Origin of the sequence: Bradyrhizobium sp. MOS001 (assembly GCF_004634465.1) — a bacterium.
Classification (GTDB): domain Bacteria; phylum Pseudomonadota; class Alphaproteobacteria; order Rhizobiales; family Xanthobacteraceae; genus Bradyrhizobium; species Bradyrhizobium barranii.
The window spans coordinates 322,467-337,968 of the sequence record NZ_SPVJ01000005.1; the positions used below are offsets into that span (position 1 = coordinate 322,467).

Consider the following 15,502-nt stretch of genomic DNA (forward strand, 5'->3'; position numbering starts at 1 on the left):
GTGTCGAGCAGAGTCCGCGAAAAGAGATTAAGCGATTTCAGCTGGTTACATGCCAATATTCATTACCTCGCGGGTAATGGAAGGGCTGAGATCCGCATGCTAGGTTTTCGAGCATGAACGCACATGCATCCACGGCACAGGCCGAACGCAGCCAGCCCGTCCATATCGGCGATCATTTGCGCGAATGGCGGCAACGCCGCCGCATGAGCCAGCTTGATCTGGCGGGCGAGGCCGAGATTTCCGCGCGGCATTTGAGCTTCGTCGAGACCGGCCGCGCTGCACCCTCGCGCGACATGGTGCTCAGGCTAGCCGAACGTCTCGAGGTACCCTTGCGCGAACGCAACGTGCTGCTGGTCGCGGCCGGCTATGCGCCGGCGTTTCCGCAGCGCCCGCTGGAGGATCCCGCCTTGAAATCAGCTCGCCAGGCGATCGACCTCGTTCTCAGGGCGCATGAGCCCAATCCGGCGCTGGCCTATGACCGGCACTGGAATCTGGTTTCCGCCAACCGCATGGTGGCGCCGCTGCTCGACGGCATCCCGCAGCGGCTGCTCGGCCAGCCCTTCAACGTGCTGCGGCTCGCGTTTCACCCTGAAGCGCTGGCGCCGCGCACGGTCAATCTTGCGGAGTGGTGCGGGCACCTGCTGGAGCGGCTGCACCGGCAATGCGAGGCAACGGCCGATCCCGAGTTGATCAAGCTCTATAACGACCTCAAGAGCTATCCCATCCCGGCGCGCTCGGGGCCGCTGTCGAGCGACAATGTCGCGATTCCCTTCAAGCTGCGCCATGGCGTAGAGATACTAAGTTTCTTCTCCACCACCATGGTGTTCGGCACACCTGTGGACATCACGCTGTCGGAGCTGGCGCTGGAGACGTTCTTCCCGGCCGACGAGCGCACCGCCGAGCGGCTCAAGCAGATGGCAGCAGCTATGACCTAGCGCCCTTGCCTCGGGACGGGTTCGGCTTATCTTCGGCTTATGTTGAGTCAAACCCGCATCGCCCGAAGGAGGCGCTATGAGCACGTTGAAACCGCTCCAGATCGATGTCGTCTCCGACGTGGTGTGTCCCTGGTGCTATATCGGCAAGCACCGGATCGAGAGCGCGCTGGCGCTCGTGCCCGACGTCCCGGTCAAGCTGAATTTCCGCCCCTTCTTCCTCAATCCCTGGGTGCCGCGCGAGGGCATCAGCCGCGAGGCCTATCTCACCCAGAAGTTCGGCTCGGTCGAAGCCTATAAGGGCATTGCCGGCCGCGTGGTCGCAGCCGCGGGCGAGGAGGGCCTCGTCTACAAGCCCGAGCTGGTCGCGCGCCAGCCCAACACGACTGACTGCCATCGCTTGATCCTCTGGGCCGATGCGATCGGCAAGGCGCCCGAGATGAAGCAGCGGCTGATGGAGCTGTATTTCCGCGACGGCGGCGACCTCACTGACGTGAACGTGCTGGCGCAGGCGGCCGCCGACGTTGGCCTCGATGCCGACGACGTGCGCAAGCGCCTCGCCACCGACGAGGACGTCGCGCGCGTGTCGGCCGACGCGCAGGAGGCCGCCGAGAAGGGCATCTCCGGCGTGCCGACCTACGTGTTCGCGCAGAAATACGCCGTCTCCGGCGCGCAGGATCCGAACCTGCTCGCCCGCGCCATCCGCGAGGTCTCGGCGGAGATCAACGCGCAGGCGGCAGAGTAGCTTTCGCTTATTTGCGGAGCAGACGCACCACGTGTCGCGCGGCCTCGTGCGCGACGTTGAGGCCAACCAGCGCCGCGTGAATGAGCGCGACGACCGGATCGTGACGCCGCAGCGGAATCAGCACGTCGCCGATGGCGAAGCGTCCGCGCCAGATCGGGTTGATCATGGGGTGGTCGGCGCTCGCCGTGGAGTCCGCGCTGGCGATGGCCGGATCGGCGCAGAGATGGCGGGTAAGGTCGAGCGTGAGGTGCACGCCCGGCGAATATCTTGCAAAGCGTTCGTCGATACCGAGCTTGAAGAAGAAGGCGCGGTCCTGGTGGCGTAGCACGATGCCGGCCGCCACCGGCGTCGTGCCGGCGCGCAGCGTGATGACCTCGCACTGCGCAGTCTCTGCCAGCGCGGGAACCGCGCGGCGAACGAAAGTCGCATCGCCCGCATGCTGGATCAGCGCGGTGCCGCGCTTGCCTTTCCAGCCACTGACCTCGAGTTGCAGGAATGTTTCGAGCGCCGGCCCGATCTCGTCGGGCTTGCGCGCGACCGCGAAGGCGACGGGCCCGTGCTCTTCGAGGCGATGGCGCTGGCGACGCAGCTCCTTGAGTTTTTTGGCGCCGAGCGCGCCATGCAACAGCGTTTCACCATCCTGCGTCGCGTCGAGGCTGGCGCGGGTGTAGGAGGAGAGGATACGCGGCTTCAGGCCGTCGCGATTGAGAACGTCCTTGAGCGAACTCATCGCCGCGCCGTCGAGTGCAACGTCGTTGAGCACGAGCGCATGTGCTCCGGCCTCGCGCGCCTGCTGCAACAGGCGCGTGGCCGCTTCGATCGGCGCGTCGCGGTCGATCAGCGGGCTGCACAGGGTGCCGTAGGGATGCGCGCTCACCAGCGCGGGCAGGGGGATCTTCCAGGCGCGCCAGAGCGAGACCACCGGCATCAGCCCGATCAGCCGCGCCGACGCGCCGTCGAATGCGGGCAGCGCCGAGGCGTCCGTGCGGCCGCGTGCGGCCTCGCTCACGGCGAGCTCCCAGCCCGGCAGGTAATAGCCGTTCGGCTCGATCACGCGCTGGGCGAGCGCGCGCCATTGGCCGGGATCGATGGACGTGAGGGGGACGAGCGCGCGCGTTGCCGCGGCAGCCCTTGCCGATGCCGGATTGATCGCTGCCTGATGCGCGATATCGACCACGTCCCGTCGTTCCCCGTTCAGAAGGTCATGCTTAGCGCAAAGATTGGAAAATTCCGTTGGGACGCCGCTTCAATTCGAATGGTAATATTAACGTCTCATTGAGCATTCGGGCCGCCGCGGCGTGCCATGATGGAAGCTCTCGACCTGGAGGATCACAATGATCGCCACACCTTTCACGCCGATGGCGTCGCTCCTTGGTGGCGCGTTGATCGGCCTGTCCGCCGTGCTCCTGATGTGGGCGACGGGACGGATCGCCGGTGTCAGCGGCATCGCGGCGCGGCTGTTTCCGCCTTACGAGGACCGCGAGTTCGCCGGCCGGCTCGCTTTCGTCGCCGGCCTCATCGCCGCGCCCATCCTGGTGCGCATCGTCTCCGGAAGCCTGCCGGCGCAATCGATCGCGGCGGGAACGCCGGTGCTGATCGTCGCCGGATTGCTCACGGGCTTCGGCGCGGTCTGGGGCAGCGGCTGCACGTCCGGCCATGGCGTCTGTGGCCTGTCGCGGCTGTCGCTGCGATCGCTGGTCGCGACCATCACCTTCATGTCGGCGGGCATCGCCACTGTCTACGTGATGCGGCACTGGGGCTGACGACGATGACAATCCTCATTCAATTCGCGATCGGCCTCGTCTTCGGTATCGGGCTCATCGTCTCCGGCATGTCGAATCCGGCCAAGGTGCTGAACTTTTTGGACGTCGCCGGCATTCCCGCCGGAACGTGGGATGCGAGCCTCGCTTTCGTGATGGCAGGTGCGGTCGCGGTAACCTTCATCGGATTCAGCCGTGTCTTGAAGCTCGCGCGACCGTTGTTCGCTGACCGCTTTTACCTTCCGACGCGAAAGGACATCGATCCGAGAATTGTCGCCGGTCCTGCCATCTTCGGAATCGGATGGGGGCTCGCCGGCTTTTGTCCGGGCCCTGCGCTCACCGCGCTCGGATTCGGCTCGGCGTCCGCTTTCATCTTCGTCGCCGCGATGTTTGCCGGCATGGTGCTCGCCCGCTTCATCGCGCAGCTCCCGTCGTCAACGCGCTTCGTCGCGCCGGCCGATCCGCTCGAAACCTGACATGGACAGGACCGGGCGAGTGGATCTCGTCCGGTCCTGCCCTGCGACAGCTTCAGTGACTACCAGCGGTCCCCGCCGACACCGACGCCCACGCTGACGCCGGGCGCTCGAATGCCGACGCCACCGCGCGGACCATCGTCCCAGTCGCGATACGTGCGGCGCTCGTAATAGCGATCGCGCGGCATGGCGTTGTAGGAGTCGCGCACGATCACGCGCGAGCCGCCACGGGTGCGATAGCAATTGCCGGCGTCATCGCAGACAAGCCGGACTTCCTGGACGAGCTCAGGGTTGGCGTATTCGCTGGTCGTATAGAAGATATCGGCGGCCTTCGCGCCGCTCGCCGCAGCGAGGGCGCCGACGCCAGCCAGTAGTGCGATCATGAATGTCCTCATCGTGTCCTCCTCCGAAACTGCCCTCGGGGGTAACAAGAAGGGGAGGCGGTGATCGTTCCGGGGCGAATTACAGGTTTTTCCCGGAACCGGAGCGCGTGTCGGCGTGATTTGTTCCTAGATCGGCTCGTAGGTTTCCGTCCCGCAGATGTCGTCGGCTTCCGCGCGACGGCGATCGACCACTTTTCCGCCTGAGATCGTCACGATGTAAATCTGGGTGCCGAGTGTGGAGCCGGTGGCGGAGGTGAGCTGCGCGCTGACGCAGGCGGTCCAGCCCTGTCCCCGCACCTCCCGATGGGGCGGGGCGACGTGCACCTCCCGCGGATAGGACGTGTTGAGGAAGACTACGTTGATCTGCTCGCGGACCACGCGTTTGACGTCAGGGGGCGCTTCGGGGGGCGGCTGCTCGGCTTCCTTCAGGCGCATGAACTCGGGCACCGGCGCGCGGCTGTCGGCGAAGCCGCAAGAACCGAGTGCGAGGGCGCTGGCCAGCAGCGCCGCATGAGCAACAATCCGCAACATCCGTGAAGATCCCCTGCGGGCCAACAGATAGGCAGGAATGCGATCCGGCAAAGTCCCGGCCGATCAAGATTTGCTGAAATCCCGGCCCCCCGGCATTTGCTATTACGGGATTGCAGGCTAATTTGTGCCCCAGACGAGGGGGATTGCATCAATGCGGATTTTGGTCATCGCGGCCGCCGTGCTCGCACTAACGGCTGCGTCGGCGCAGGCGCAGGGCCGCAGCAGAGGCCAGCCGAACGAAGCGAAGTCGGACAATAAGCCCAAGGTCGACGAAAAGGCCTACAAGGCCGCGCTCGAGCGCATTCCGGAGCCCAAGGAGAAGTACGACCCGTGGGGCGGAGCCCGTCCGGCTGAACCTGCCAAGAAGCCCAAATAAATGAGGGGGGCGTTGGCGAGCCGTCTGTGTCAGTCGGCCGCCGCCATCGTGCTCCTCTTGTTTTCCTCGTGGCCAGGCATCGCCTGGGAGAGCTGGGGTGGCGATCCCGGCGGCTCACGCTTCTCGCCTTTGCGGGAGGTCACGCTCGACAATGTCGGCAATCTGGTTCGGGCCTTCGAATTCCATACCGGCGATCTCGCGGCGCGGCCGCCCGAGGTGATGCGGCGAACCAAATTCCAGGCGACGCCATTGTTCGTCGAGGACAGCCTGATCTTCTGCTCGCCCTTCAATGAGGTGATCGCGCTCGATCCTGGCACGGGCGCGCAGAAATGGCGCTTCGATCCGAAGATCGCGACCAATCAGCGGCCCGCCAATCGCTATGTCTGCCGCGGCGTGACCTACTGGATCGACGATGAGGCGCCCGCGAATGCCGCCTGTCGGTCGCGCATCTTCATGGGCACGAACGATGTCCGCCTGATCGCGCTCGATGCAAAGACCGGGATTCCCTGCGCCGGTTTCGGCACTGGCGGTGAGGTCAGGCCGGATATCGGCATGAAGCTGGACTGGCCCGGCGAATTCCAGATCACCTCGCCGCCGGCGGTCGGCCGCGGTGTCCTCGTGATCGGCTCCGCGATCGGCGACAACCGCCGCGTCGACGCGCCAAGCGGCGTGGTGCGCGCGTTCGATGCGCGCAGCGGCCAGCCGCGCTGGACCTTCGAGCCGCTCAAGCGCGACGGTGTCGAAGCTGGTCACGCCAATGTCTGGGCGCCGATGTCGGTCGACGCGGCCCGCGGGCTGGTTTTCCTGCCGACATCCTCGCCGTCGCCGGACTTTTGGGGCGGCAAGCGGCCGGGCAACAACGAACACGCCAATTCGGTGGTCGCGCTGCGCATCGAGACCGGCGAGCTCGTGTGGGCATTCCAGACCGTGCATCACGACGTCTGGGATTACGACCTGGCGTCGCAGCCGACGCTGACGCGTATCGACACCGGAGACGGCCAGCGCGATGTCGTGATTCAGCCGACCAAGCAGGGATTTGTCTTCGTGCTCGACCGCGATACCGGCAAGCCGGTGTGGCCGGTGGAAGAGCGCGTGGTGCCGCAAGGCGGCGCGGAAGGTGAACGACTATCGCCGACGCAGCCATTCCCGACGCATGTGCCGCCGCTGACATCGCAAAGAATCTCGACTGAGGATGCGCTCTCGCTCCTCCCTGGCCTGGGTCGCTCCGCTTGCGAAAGGCAATTCGCGGAGGCACGTAACGAGGGGTTGTTCACCCCACCCTCGACGCAAGGCACGGCGGAGTTTCCCTTCACCGGCGGCGGCGTCAACTGGGGTAGCGCAGCCTTCGACCCGGTCAACCAGATCCTCTACGCCAACACCGCCCGCGCCGTTCATCTCATCAAGTTGATCCCGCGTGCGGAGGCGGCTGGATTCGATCCGCCTCCCGGTCATGATTTCGGCCAGCAGAAGGGCGCGCCGTTCGCGATGTCGCGCGCGGTGGTGATGTCGCCGCTCGGGCTTCTTTGCAACAAGCCGCCTTGGGGCGAGATGGTCGCAGTCGATCTGAAGGCCGGCAAGATCCTTTGGCGTTCGACGGTCGGCACCACGGAAGACCTTGCGCCGCTCGGCGTGCCGCTGCCGTGGGGCGCGCCGCTCGTCAACGGGCTCGCGGTCACCGCAGGCGGTCTCGTCTTCACCGGCGCGATGGATGCCTATCTGCGCGCCTTCGATGCGCGAAGCGGCCGAGAGTTGTGGCAAGGCCGGCTGCCGGTGCCCGGCGTCGCCAACCCCATGACCTATCTCTGGAAGGGCGAGCAATATGTCGCGATCGGCGCGGGCGGCCACTCCGAGGTCGGCACCTCGATCGGCGACAGCGTCGTTGCATTTCGCCTGGCGCGGCCGGGTGAAGGGCCGTCGCTGTGGTCGCGCACCATCGATCGTCCGGGCGGACGATTCTGGGTGTCGTCGTCAGCAATTGCGCTCGCGATCATCGTGCTGACCATCGCGAGCCTGCGCTGGCGTCGTCGACGTCGTATAAAGCAAGCATGATGCTGCGTTGTGTATGCGATGCGAACGGTTGTTCACATCGTGCGTGCTATCGTACGAAAGCGAGGCCGATGCGCCTGTCATTGCGCCATACGGTGTGGCAATTCCGTACGAAATTGTCGCGCGCGATCGAGAACGTGAATGATTTCGGCAATATGACGGGGGAATCGAGCTCGATCGCCGCGCCGCCTTCTGACATGTTTCGCACCGTGCACGCGATGCCGCTGCTTTCAAAGGTGATCGTTCCGCCCTTGAAAACACGGTAACGCTGCGCTGCACGTTTCTCGATCATCGGCATTAATCCATAACGATGATTGTGAAGTAGTGCATAGAAATTACGTTGAAATAAACTCAATACTGGCGCTACTTGCACAGCGCTTCAGACTTCGTTTACGACGTTGGAGCGGTGAGTCACTTCCCGCCGACTTCCCTCACAAGCCCTTCCTTTATGGCGTTACGCGCCGATGGAGATATTGATGAAGACCACGCTTTCGCTTCTGTTCGCTGCAGCGCTCTCGCTGTCATCGATGCCCGCCCACGCCGTCAAGTGGGACCTCTCGACCATGACCTGCAAGCAGTTCCTCGAGAGCGGCGAAGACAACATCGCGGTCGTGCTGACCTGGATGGACGGCTGGTACAAGGGCGACGAGGACAACGCGATCATCGACACCGAGGTGTTCATCGAGAACGCCAAGAAGTTCGGTGCCTATTGCGGAAAGAATCCGACCGTCAGCGTCGTCACCGCGGCTGACGAAATTCTCGGCAAGTAATTCCTGAAGCTGACCGAAGCGCGGACGCAATCGCGCTTCAGTCCCTCGCTTCGATGCGAAATTGATTGGAGAGCCGCGGAGCGCCTTGCGCGCTCACGCGGCTCTCTTCTTTTTGGATGATGCTCAGCCCGGCAGCATCGCGAACGCGCTCGACACCATCGCCACCTGCTTGTTGTCGGAGGCCGAAAGCAGCGTGACACGGCCAAAACTCATGGTGCGTCCGAGCCGCACCACACGCGCGTCGGCGAGCACATCCGAGGAGGAGACCGCGCGCATGAAATGCGTGGTCTGGTCGACCGTCGTCATCGGACGATAGCCGCGATTGGCGGCGAGGTTCGCGATCACCATCGCGGTATCGGCAAGCGCCATCAGCGCCTGGCCGCACACCACGCCGCCGTTGCGGCAGAGCCGCTCCGAGAATGGCATGCGCAGGAGCGCGCCCGGCTGCCAGTCCGCCACGTCCGACGGCGGCAGGTGCTCGAGGCGCTCGACGGCGAGGTTGAGATCCTGGACCCAGGGCGCAAAGACCTCGCCGAGTATGCGTCTGGCCTCAGCGATGCCGAACCCGGCTTCTGGCTGCGATGGCATTGCTGTCGGTCCCCCCGTGTTGCTGGATGTTTCGGCCATTCTGCGCGCATCGGCGCGGCAAAGTCACCCGGTCTTCGGTCGGCTCTGTCGGCTTGAAAATGCCTGACTTGGGCCGATATGATACTGGGCTTGGGAACGGTTGGGCGATGTTGCGTCGGTGTGTCCTTGTGTTTGGGTTGATAGCGCTGGGTCTCGCGCTGGACGGGTGCACCAGATGCGGCCCGATTTGGGACGACTGGCTGCAGGCGCCGAAATCGTGCAGATCGGACCGGCTCTAGCGCGCCATTCGGGCCCTGGCGGGCCGTTGACAAGAACGACAAGGCGCGGTTGACCCGCCCTTCATGGATGATCAAGGAGTCAATGATGAAGCTTTTCCGTATGGCGGCGGTGCTGCTGGCCGTGCTGGCGGGACCGGCCTACGCGCAAATGCCCAATCTCAATTTGCTGCAGGAAGGTCCGGGCAAGACCCCCGAGGAAAAGGCCGCGGAAGCCGAGCGTGACAAGGCCTACAAGGAAACGCTGAAGAAGATTCCGGACTCCAAGGCGTCCAACGATCCCTGGGGCAACATGCGCTCCGACCCGCCGAAGCAGGCGGCTGCGCCGAAGGCATCGGCCGCAACCAGCGCGCCTAAGAAGAAGTCCGGCACGACCGCCAATTGACCTTGTCCCCGATCGGAGGCGGCTGATGCCTCCGGCCGGGACTCCTCTTCGGCCGGCCTGCTTCCTACATCTCCGAGAGTGTATTGCGTTGAGGAGGAGCGGCATGGCCGATCGTCCGCGGGATCTCGCCGAGCGGATGGCGCGCCGGCGCAAGATGGGCGGCAAGCCGGGCGAGCGCGGCGGCGACGGCTTCTTGCGTGAGACTTTCACTCTGCCGCGCCCGGCGGCGCGGGCGAGGGCGGAGGCTTTCTTCACCCGCTACCCCAAGGCCGGCTATATGAGCGCGGTCGAGACTTGGCGCGAACTGCCGGGCGGCGACATCGAATTCACCATGCGGCGGCTGCCCAGCGCCGACTAGGCCTCAAGTCTCCTCGAAGGATTCCGCGATGATGCGGATCCGGAACACGGGCTCCTTGGCCTCGTCCAGCAGCTCCATGTGCCATTCGGAGTTTTCGTTGAGCTTGCGCGCGAGGCCGGCGGCCATGTCGGCGCAGATGCTGGTCATCATCTTCCAGGCCGCATCGCGATCGGCAAATTCCGTCGCCTGGTCCGCGCAGCCGGAATAGCGGCCGTTCCGAATTCGAAAGAAGTAGAGCGGCATGGCTGGCACCGGTCACATGATGGTCCCGCCTCCCGGGCCATGGGCGCGCGCAGTGCAGTCCCAAACCTGGGACAGATCAATTCCGGGCCGCTACGGACGACACCTCGCGCGCGTGGCTGCGGAACCCGGCTCAGGCGGTTTATTCATGCGGTCTTGCGCCCGATCGCCTTCAGCTCCCGATCGATGCGCAGCTGGACGCGCCGGATCGCCAACAGATCGATCTTCGTCTCGGTCTTGCCCGTCCTGGTCTCGTCACCGATGCGGAACTGCCACTGCCAGACTCCGGGAAGCGCCGTCTTGGCAACGGTGAACTCAACGCCCCTGTGATTCATGGTCACCTCCACGATTCACCCTCCATCACCGGTGAACATGTTGGGCGTCACCCTATTCCTGCGACAAGCGAAATTTGGCGGTAAGCCTTGGATAATTCACGGTAATCTTTGGAACCGCGCGCGGTCCGAAACAAACGAAATTAGGTTCCGAAAACCGTGCACGGAATCCGGGCAAGGCATGGCAAATTCATCCGGTCTTGCCGTGCAACCATCCGCGCCGAGGAACTCTGTTCATGGTCGGAGAACCCCGGAACGCGAGATCCGCGCATTTGACACATCGCTGCGAAGCGCGGTCCGGATCCCATCCCGTATCTTGTGGAACCCAAAGCGGCGCGCGTTGCTGCCGCCATTCGAAGCGAACAGGTGTGGTCGATACTTTTCCACTTTTGCGTGTCATGTATCTATGCTCTGCTTGTGAACGACGGTTCGAACGCGATGTCACGAAGGGGAAGGTGTGAGCTGGCTGAGACATCTTGTGCTGCGCTGGGGTGCACGGAATTTCTCGCTGACCTGTCCCCATTGCCGGCATCCCGCGTCCTCATCGAGCTTCAAGCGCGCGCGTTTCATGCTCGGTGACGAGAAGCTCGTCTGCGAAGAGTGCGGCGAGACCAGCGTCGTCACGTTCTGGCGTTTCGAAGGACTATCGAGCCGGCCCGATTGCACTGAAGCGAGGCGGCGCGCGCCGCTGTCCGATTCGCGGCACTGATCCGACGCCGGCGGTGTGCGTCGAAGTCCACTCCATGCGCGCTGCGGCATATGCCTTGCTTGGCCTCATGACGGCAAACAACATGGGCGCGTCATGCTCGGCATTCCCCGCCGCTACTCTCATTTCGTCTTCGGTGTCATCCAGTCCGGCCTGACCTCGCTGATCGCGGCGGGCATCGCCAGCTTTCCCGCTTCTGGCGCGACGGTCTTCCTCGCGCACTGGATGATGTCGTGGCTGATCGCGTGGGCCGCGATGCTGCCGATCGTGCTGCTCGCGGCCCCTGCGATCCGCGCCTTCTCGCTGCGGCTGACGCGAGAGGAGAGGGCTCGGTGAGGCGGCCGGCAGGCATAAAAAAACCCGCTTGGGGAGAGCCAAGCGGGTGAAAGGTTATTGGAGGCTGAGGTGCTGGGCTGCAACACCGTAGCCAGACGACCCTAGCCGGTTGAGCTTACGACAGCCTGACAGGGCCGGCAGATCGGCTTTCAACCTGCCGCGCGTCCGCGCCCGCAAACAGAAAACCCCGCTCGGGGCAGAGCGGGGTCCTCGACTGTGTATGGAAGCCCGGTGTTGGTCCACCGGGCACAGCCAGACTAGGAGACCAGGCTTACGGGTGCCTGACGGCCGACACCGAAATCCGCGTCGGGAGGCCGCAGACTGGCCCCGCACGCGTCCCAATTTGGCCACCCGATCGCACCACTGGAGCCACACCCCTCGGCGAGATTTCGTATCGTCGGCGACGCCATGGGGGAAACGTGGTGCGCCGGCAGCGGGGTGGCATCATGGATAACGTAGAGCGGTCATTCGCCGCCGCGACGGCGGCTGGCTTCGTCGTGCTGGTGATCGGCCTCGTGCTGCTGGCGCTGCTGTAAGGCGTACCGGCGGACGGCAGCCAAGGCCGGACCGGGCTAAAGCAGGCGCTTCGATCCTGGGTGGGCACCCAGGACGCCGCCGCGCCCTTTCAAAACATGGAAAACAACCCCATGCACAGTAGGGGGTCGGGCGATTTCGTTGTGCGATCAATGGCTTAGTTGTGGTATTTAAATACCTTAAATGCCACGCAATGGCTCCGGGGCGCACCCCGAGCGCAATGCCGGATCCTCGACATGAACAGGGGCTGGCTCTGCCGGCCCAATTCTGCGGCGCGCATTCCCGACGGCCGGTACGACGGCTAGCCGCCCATCGCGGCGCAGCCTTGGTCAGATCGGAAGCCCGTCGGCAGGCTCAGTGGACCTTGATCTCACCGAGGGGAAGGCGGAGTTCGGCGGCGCGCTCTTCGCGATCCTTCTTGCGAAACTCGTTTTCCTTCCGCTCGAACTTCACCATTTCCTCGTGCGCCGCCGCCAGGAGGTGATTGCGCCTGACAGCATTGGGGTGCGCGTCTTCCGTCATGTTCCTGGTCCCCGTCGTTGCGATCCGATCTCGAAGAAAGCCGGGCATCGCAGAAAGGTTCGATGCCGCAGGATTGCGGAATTATGACGGCGCACGGCGGCTGCGTCTTTGATGCGCGTCATCTTCAGTCGAAGGGTGACGAATGCGGAGGATCGGCAAAAATCAAAAAGGCCGCCAACCGAGGCGGCCTCTCATCATCTTTGAATCACTTGATCTTTGAATCGCTTGCCCGCTAGCGGCAGGGCTTCTAGCGGCAGGGCTTCTAACGACAGGGCTTGCCAATCATCTGGGCATGCCGACTGTGGCAGCCGTCGTGCAACTGAGACTTCCTCGTCACCTTTGCGCCGACCTTCGGGGCGCCCGATGCCGTCGCGGCATTCGAAATCTGGGCTTGCGCCGGCACCGAACCGGCGAGGACAGACAGCGCCAGAGCGATCTTGAGGATTGCCTTCATCGTGCCTCCCGAGGTTGTTCGAACGGTACGCAAAGTAGCGCTACTAATGTTAGCGTTACATATTGTAGCGCTACATTCAAGTTCGATCAGAGGCATGACGACGAGCCGCCGTCCTTGCGGCGGACCGAGATGGGGCAAAGTGAGGTAGATCGCAGATGAGGCGGGGCGAGCGCTCCGCGGAATGGACCGATCAGGCGGCCTCGGTCCGTCGCGACGTGCACGCCCTTATGGCGAGCCGTGGCGGCCTATTGCTTCGTTGTCGGTGGCTCGAAGATGAGGGCGGCTTGGAACACCCGCCCGGCGTCGGTGCGGACTTCGATCGCAACGTCTGTTCGATCCTCGTGTCCCGCCAGGTCGCGCGCAAGGCCGCTCAATGTCTGCGTCGCCTCGATCTCTGCTTCGCGCTGGGTTCGAAACTCCAGTCCCTCATCGTCGGCATAGAGGCCGGTGTCGTCTCGGATATCGAAAAAGTACCGGACCATGGCGCCGCCTCTCAGAGAGAGTATCGGCGCCAACCCTGCCTTGTGAGGACTGTTCCTATTTAATTTCGGCGGCTGCAATCCGGGTGCTGTCCCAACCCCGCGGCGCGGTTGGCGTCCCGTTGGCCGACGAGAATTCCAAGGCCGCCGCTTGCAGGTTGGGCAATCGCAGACCTGGACGCGGAGCGCCGTTGAACCAGGTCAATCATAGCTGCCTTTACGGACGGTCTCGATCCGCCTTGCATCCTCCTACACCTGTGGCGGCGTCACCCTTCCTTCGTCTCTCGTCAGGGCGGCCAGCCTGTCCAATTGGCTAGCCACGCCAGTGAGGCTCCGGGCGATGTTCTTCAACAGGAAGGCCCTGTCCGCCGAAACCCCGGATGCTTGAGAGAGGACCTTGTAATGATTTGCGAGTTCCTCGCATTTAGCAGCGTCGATCATAATTGAGCCCATCTATGAAACAGGTCAACAGCTCAACCCTAATACGGTTCCCACGCGGGGCGCTGACGACCCTTGGCGTTGCAATGCCTCGCATCCTACCACAGCTATTCGTCGTCAGGTTGTGTTCTGCGCCACAAATCGCGTCACTCCCGAAATCAAAGGCCACCACGCCAGGAAACAGGCTCGTCCCTGAAGACGGCCCCGGCCGGTGGGGCTTGATAGGGGTGAAGGCCGGGGCCGCTTGGGGATGCTTGGCCCTTGGCAAAGACCAAGCGAATCCGAGTTTAGTCGACCCCCACCGCGCCTCTGTTCGTTTCAGCACATAATTGCCAAATTTTCCTGCCCCGCATTCGCATGCGCAAATGCATCTCGAGGACCGGTACGGTTTCTCTGTCGTCTTCGATTGGCAGACCACGGAGACGTGCGTATTGCCTGACCGGCACCCTCGCAGGGCAGATTTTTTCATTCGGATGGGTGGCATCGGTTGGATGATGTCCGACCGAGAGCGCAAGGGCCTGGCGATCATCGAAACAGCTGCGCCCGATGTCTATGCGGGCGCGCGGCAGTCAAGTCCGCCGCATTGCCAAAAATTCCCGCGACCGATGGGCCGCGGCATACTCCCGTCCGGCTTCCTCGGTGCGCTCCGGATCGGGAGACGGGAGCGGCTTTGGGAGGGACTGATTTTCGGTCACCTATCTCGGTGTCTCAAACGCAGCTGTGGCAACTCTGACACCGGGACTGCCGAATGAGCTCACAGGAAATCCGTGCAATGAGCGATCCCCGGTAAGGTTGCAATCGCACCCGGTGCGCGCGCCCAGGCTCGGATCGCCAGGTTGGCCGCCTTCAAAACCGAGGGGCGCAAGATTTGAAGCGCATCGCGGATCGTTGCGCTCAGGGGCTGCCGACGGATCCGTGTGCGCAGCCGGGCAACCCGCAATGCACGCACCATCGTTTCAGGATCGGGAAGTCCGCGCTTATCCTCCAGAAGGCTCCAGGCGAGGTGCTTGAGTTCGATGGTCTCCTGGTCGATCTGAGGGAACGATCCCAATGCCGTGATGCTCGCGTGGTTGGTCGTGTCGTAGAACACAAGACCGTCGTCGATCGCCACCATGTCGCCCTGGCAGGCGAGATCGAGAAAGAACAGTTGGTCCACGCCCCAACTGATCGACTTGTAGTTTCGCATCAGGCAACCGGCCCGGATGACATTGCCGTTGATCAGCAGGGTCGACGGGACAATCCCAAGCAATCGGGTCTTGCCCGCCAGATAGAGATCCGCCAGGCACTGCTGGCCCGAATACAGATAAACCTGGCGTCCTCGCCGGTACCTTATGCCGCTGTCCTGAACGAGATGAGATGTGGAGGTCATGAACGCAGCGGCGGGGTACGTCCTCGCCAATTCCGCAAAAGTCGCAAGCGATCCTGGCGTGAGCCAGTCGTCATCGTGCAGCACTTTGATCCAGTCGCCGCGACATGCGAGCATCGCGTTGTTGGTATTCTCAACCTGGCCCCGGCCGCGGTGGTTCTCGATAACGCGAATGCGCGGGTCGCTCCGCGCGTGCTCGGACAGGATGCTCCAGGTCGCGCCTTCCGGACCTTCGTCGTCGCTGATCACCATTTCCCAGTCGGCGTGCTCCTGCTGCAGCACGCTTTGAATCGCACGGCGCACCATCTCCGGTCGGCGGAAGGTGGGTATTGCCACCGAAATGAATGGGCGGTGTTCCGAACTCTGGGAGTGACCTTGCCCCGCGGGTTTAATCCAGTTTGAAGTTCGTTCTGGCCCACGACAAGGACCAGAGCATGAAGCGCAGCCGCTTTTCGGAAGAGCAGATCATCGGG

General features: G+C 63.6%; 22 protein-coding genes. 11 read left to right on the forward strand and 11 right to left on the reverse strand.

Going from position 1 to position 15,502, the window contains the following annotated elements:
- Nucleotides 1–113 precede the first annotated feature (113 nt).
- Nucleotides 114–935, forward strand: a complete 822-nt coding sequence (locus tag CT676_RS10880; protein WP_135214644.1) for a helix-turn-helix transcriptional regulator — start codon at nt 114–116, stop codon at nt 933–935.
- 76 nt (nt 936–1,011) lie between these two features.
- A complete protein-coding gene (locus CT676_RS10885) occupies nt 1,012–1,677 on the forward strand; it encodes a DsbA family oxidoreductase (RefSeq protein ID WP_063982333.1) in 666 nt (221 codons plus the stop codon).
- 7 nt (nt 1,678–1,684) lie between these two features.
- On the opposite strand, the gene CT676_RS10890 is transcribed toward CT676_RS10885, so the two are convergent.
- Nucleotides 1,685–2,854, reverse strand: coding sequence for a GNAT family N-acetyltransferase (locus CT676_RS10890; protein WP_135214645.1), 1,170 nt, complete (start codon nt 2,852–2,854; stop codon nt 1,685–1,687).
- 157 nt (nt 2,855–3,011) lie between these two features.
- Here CT676_RS10890 and CT676_RS10895 point away from each other — a divergent pair, with 157 nt between their 5' ends.
- Together CT676_RS10895 and CT676_RS10900 are read left to right on the forward strand one after the other, a co-directional pair.
- Complete coding sequence (locus CT676_RS10895; protein ID WP_135214646.1) at nt 3,012–3,440, forward strand: YeeE/YedE family protein; 429 nt, start codon at nt 3,012–3,014, stop codon at nt 3,438–3,440.
- 5 nt (nt 3,441–3,445) lie between these two features.
- The gene (locus CT676_RS10900) at nt 3,446–3,913 is read left to right on the forward strand and encodes a DUF6691 family protein (protein WP_135214647.1); all 468 of its coding nucleotides are present in this window, start codon (nt 3,446–3,448) and stop codon (nt 3,911–3,913) included.
- A 59-nt stretch (nt 3,914–3,972) separates the two neighbouring features.
- Here the strand turns inward: CT676_RS10900 and CT676_RS10905 are convergent, their stop codons facing one another.
- Nucleotides 3,973–4,305 carry a hypothetical protein gene (locus CT676_RS10905; RefSeq protein ID WP_135214648.1) on the reverse strand — a complete coding sequence of 111 codons (333 nt, stop codon included), beginning with the start codon at nt 4,303–4,305 and terminating at the stop codon, nt 3,973–3,975.
- Between the two features lie 114 nt (nt 4,306–4,419).
- Nucleotides 4,420–4,824 carry a hypothetical protein gene (locus CT676_RS10910; RefSeq protein WP_085404268.1) on the reverse strand — a complete coding sequence of 135 codons (405 nt, stop codon included), beginning with the start codon at nt 4,822–4,824 and terminating at the stop codon, nt 4,420–4,422.
- Between the two features lie 151 nt (nt 4,825–4,975).
- On the opposite strand from CT676_RS10910, the gene CT676_RS10915 reads away from it, so the two are divergent.
- Nucleotides 4,976–5,200, forward strand: a complete 225-nt coding sequence (locus CT676_RS10915) for a hypothetical protein (protein WP_085404269.1) — start codon at nt 4,976–4,978, stop codon at nt 5,198–5,200.
- Entirely contained in the window at nt 5,201–7,249 is a 2,049-nt protein-coding gene (locus CT676_RS10920; RefSeq protein ID WP_135214649.1) for a pyrroloquinoline quinone-dependent dehydrogenase, read from the forward strand.
- A gap of 46 nt (nt 7,250–7,295) precedes the next feature.
- On the opposite strand, the gene CT676_RS10925 is transcribed toward CT676_RS10920, so the two are convergent.
- The gene (locus tag CT676_RS10925; protein WP_244623142.1) at nt 7,296–7,544 is read right to left on the reverse strand and encodes a PilZ domain-containing protein; all 249 of its coding nucleotides are present in this window, start codon (nt 7,542–7,544) and stop codon (nt 7,296–7,298) included.
- 178 nt (nt 7,545–7,722) lie between these two features.
- Here CT676_RS10925 and CT676_RS10930 point away from each other — a divergent pair, with 178 nt between their 5' ends.
- Complete coding sequence (locus CT676_RS10930; RefSeq protein WP_014494092.1) at nt 7,723–8,016, forward strand: HdeA family protein; 294 nt, start codon at nt 7,723–7,725, stop codon at nt 8,014–8,016.
- A 123-nt stretch (nt 8,017–8,139) separates the two neighbouring features.
- Here CT676_RS10930 and CT676_RS10935 read toward each other — a convergent pair whose 3' ends face one another.
- Nucleotides 8,140–8,604, reverse strand: coding sequence for a PaaI family thioesterase (locus CT676_RS10935; protein ID WP_135214651.1), 465 nt, complete (start codon nt 8,602–8,604; stop codon nt 8,140–8,142).
- 363 nt (nt 8,605–8,967) lie between these two features.
- Between CT676_RS10935 and CT676_RS10945 the strand changes: the two genes are divergently transcribed.
- On the forward strand, nt 8,968–9,264 hold the full coding sequence (locus CT676_RS10945) for a hypothetical protein (RefSeq protein ID WP_081369444.1): 297 nt from the start codon (nt 8,968–8,970) through the stop codon (nt 9,262–9,264).
- 103 nt (nt 9,265–9,367) lie between these two features.
- Nucleotides 9,368–9,622 carry a hypothetical protein gene (locus CT676_RS10950; protein WP_167768019.1) on the forward strand — a complete coding sequence of 85 codons (255 nt, stop codon included), beginning with the start codon at nt 9,368–9,370 and terminating at the stop codon, nt 9,620–9,622.
- 3 nt (nt 9,623–9,625) lie between these two features.
- Here the strand turns inward: CT676_RS10950 and CT676_RS10955 are convergent, their stop codons facing one another.
- On the reverse strand, nt 9,626–9,865 hold the full coding sequence (locus CT676_RS10955; RefSeq protein WP_028152656.1) for a hypothetical protein: 240 nt from the start codon (nt 9,863–9,865) through the stop codon (nt 9,626–9,628).
- Between the two features lie 143 nt (nt 9,866–10,008).
- Nucleotides 10,009–10,197 (reverse strand): hypothetical protein, encoded by a 189-nt coding sequence (locus tag CT676_RS10960; RefSeq protein ID WP_063986254.1) that lies wholly within the window; start codon nt 10,195–10,197, stop codon nt 10,009–10,011.
- A 454-nt stretch (nt 10,198–10,651) separates the two neighbouring features.
- Here CT676_RS10960 and CT676_RS10965 point away from each other — a divergent pair, with 454 nt between their 5' ends.
- Together CT676_RS10965 and CT676_RS10970 are read left to right on the forward strand one after the other, a co-directional pair.
- On the forward strand, nt 10,652–10,903 hold the full coding sequence (locus tag CT676_RS10965; RefSeq protein ID WP_148312138.1) for a hypothetical protein: 252 nt from the start codon (nt 10,652–10,654) through the stop codon (nt 10,901–10,903).
- A 93-nt stretch (nt 10,904–10,996) separates the two neighbouring features.
- Nucleotides 10,997–11,236, forward strand: coding sequence for a DUF2798 domain-containing protein (locus tag CT676_RS10970; protein WP_167768020.1), 240 nt, complete (start codon nt 10,997–10,999; stop codon nt 11,234–11,236).
- Nucleotides 11,237–12,124: 888 nt separating this feature from the next.
- Here CT676_RS10970 and CT676_RS10975 read toward each other — a convergent pair.
- The 4 genes from CT676_RS10975 to CT676_RS10995 form a co-directional block, all read right to left on the reverse strand.
- The gene (locus tag CT676_RS10975) at nt 12,125–12,292 is read right to left on the reverse strand and encodes a hypothetical protein (protein ID WP_094184405.1); all 168 of its coding nucleotides are present in this window, start codon (nt 12,290–12,292) and stop codon (nt 12,125–12,127) included.
- Nucleotides 12,293–12,554: 262 nt separating this feature from the next.
- Nucleotides 12,555–12,746, reverse strand: coding sequence for a hypothetical protein (locus tag CT676_RS10980; protein ID WP_085404274.1), 192 nt, complete (start codon nt 12,744–12,746; stop codon nt 12,555–12,557).
- 245 nt (nt 12,747–12,991) lie between these two features.
- Nucleotides 12,992–13,228: a hypothetical protein gene (locus CT676_RS10985; RefSeq protein ID WP_063986255.1), complete on the reverse strand. Its 237-nt coding sequence runs from the start codon at nt 13,226–13,228 to the stop codon at nt 12,992–12,994.
- Between the two features lie 1,189 nt (nt 13,229–14,417).
- Nucleotides 14,418–15,422 carry a glycosyltransferase family 2 protein gene (locus CT676_RS10995; RefSeq protein ID WP_135214654.1) on the reverse strand — a complete coding sequence of 335 codons (1,005 nt, stop codon included), beginning with the start codon at nt 15,420–15,422 and terminating at the stop codon, nt 14,418–14,420.
- Nucleotides 15,423–15,502: the final 80 nt, after the last annotated feature.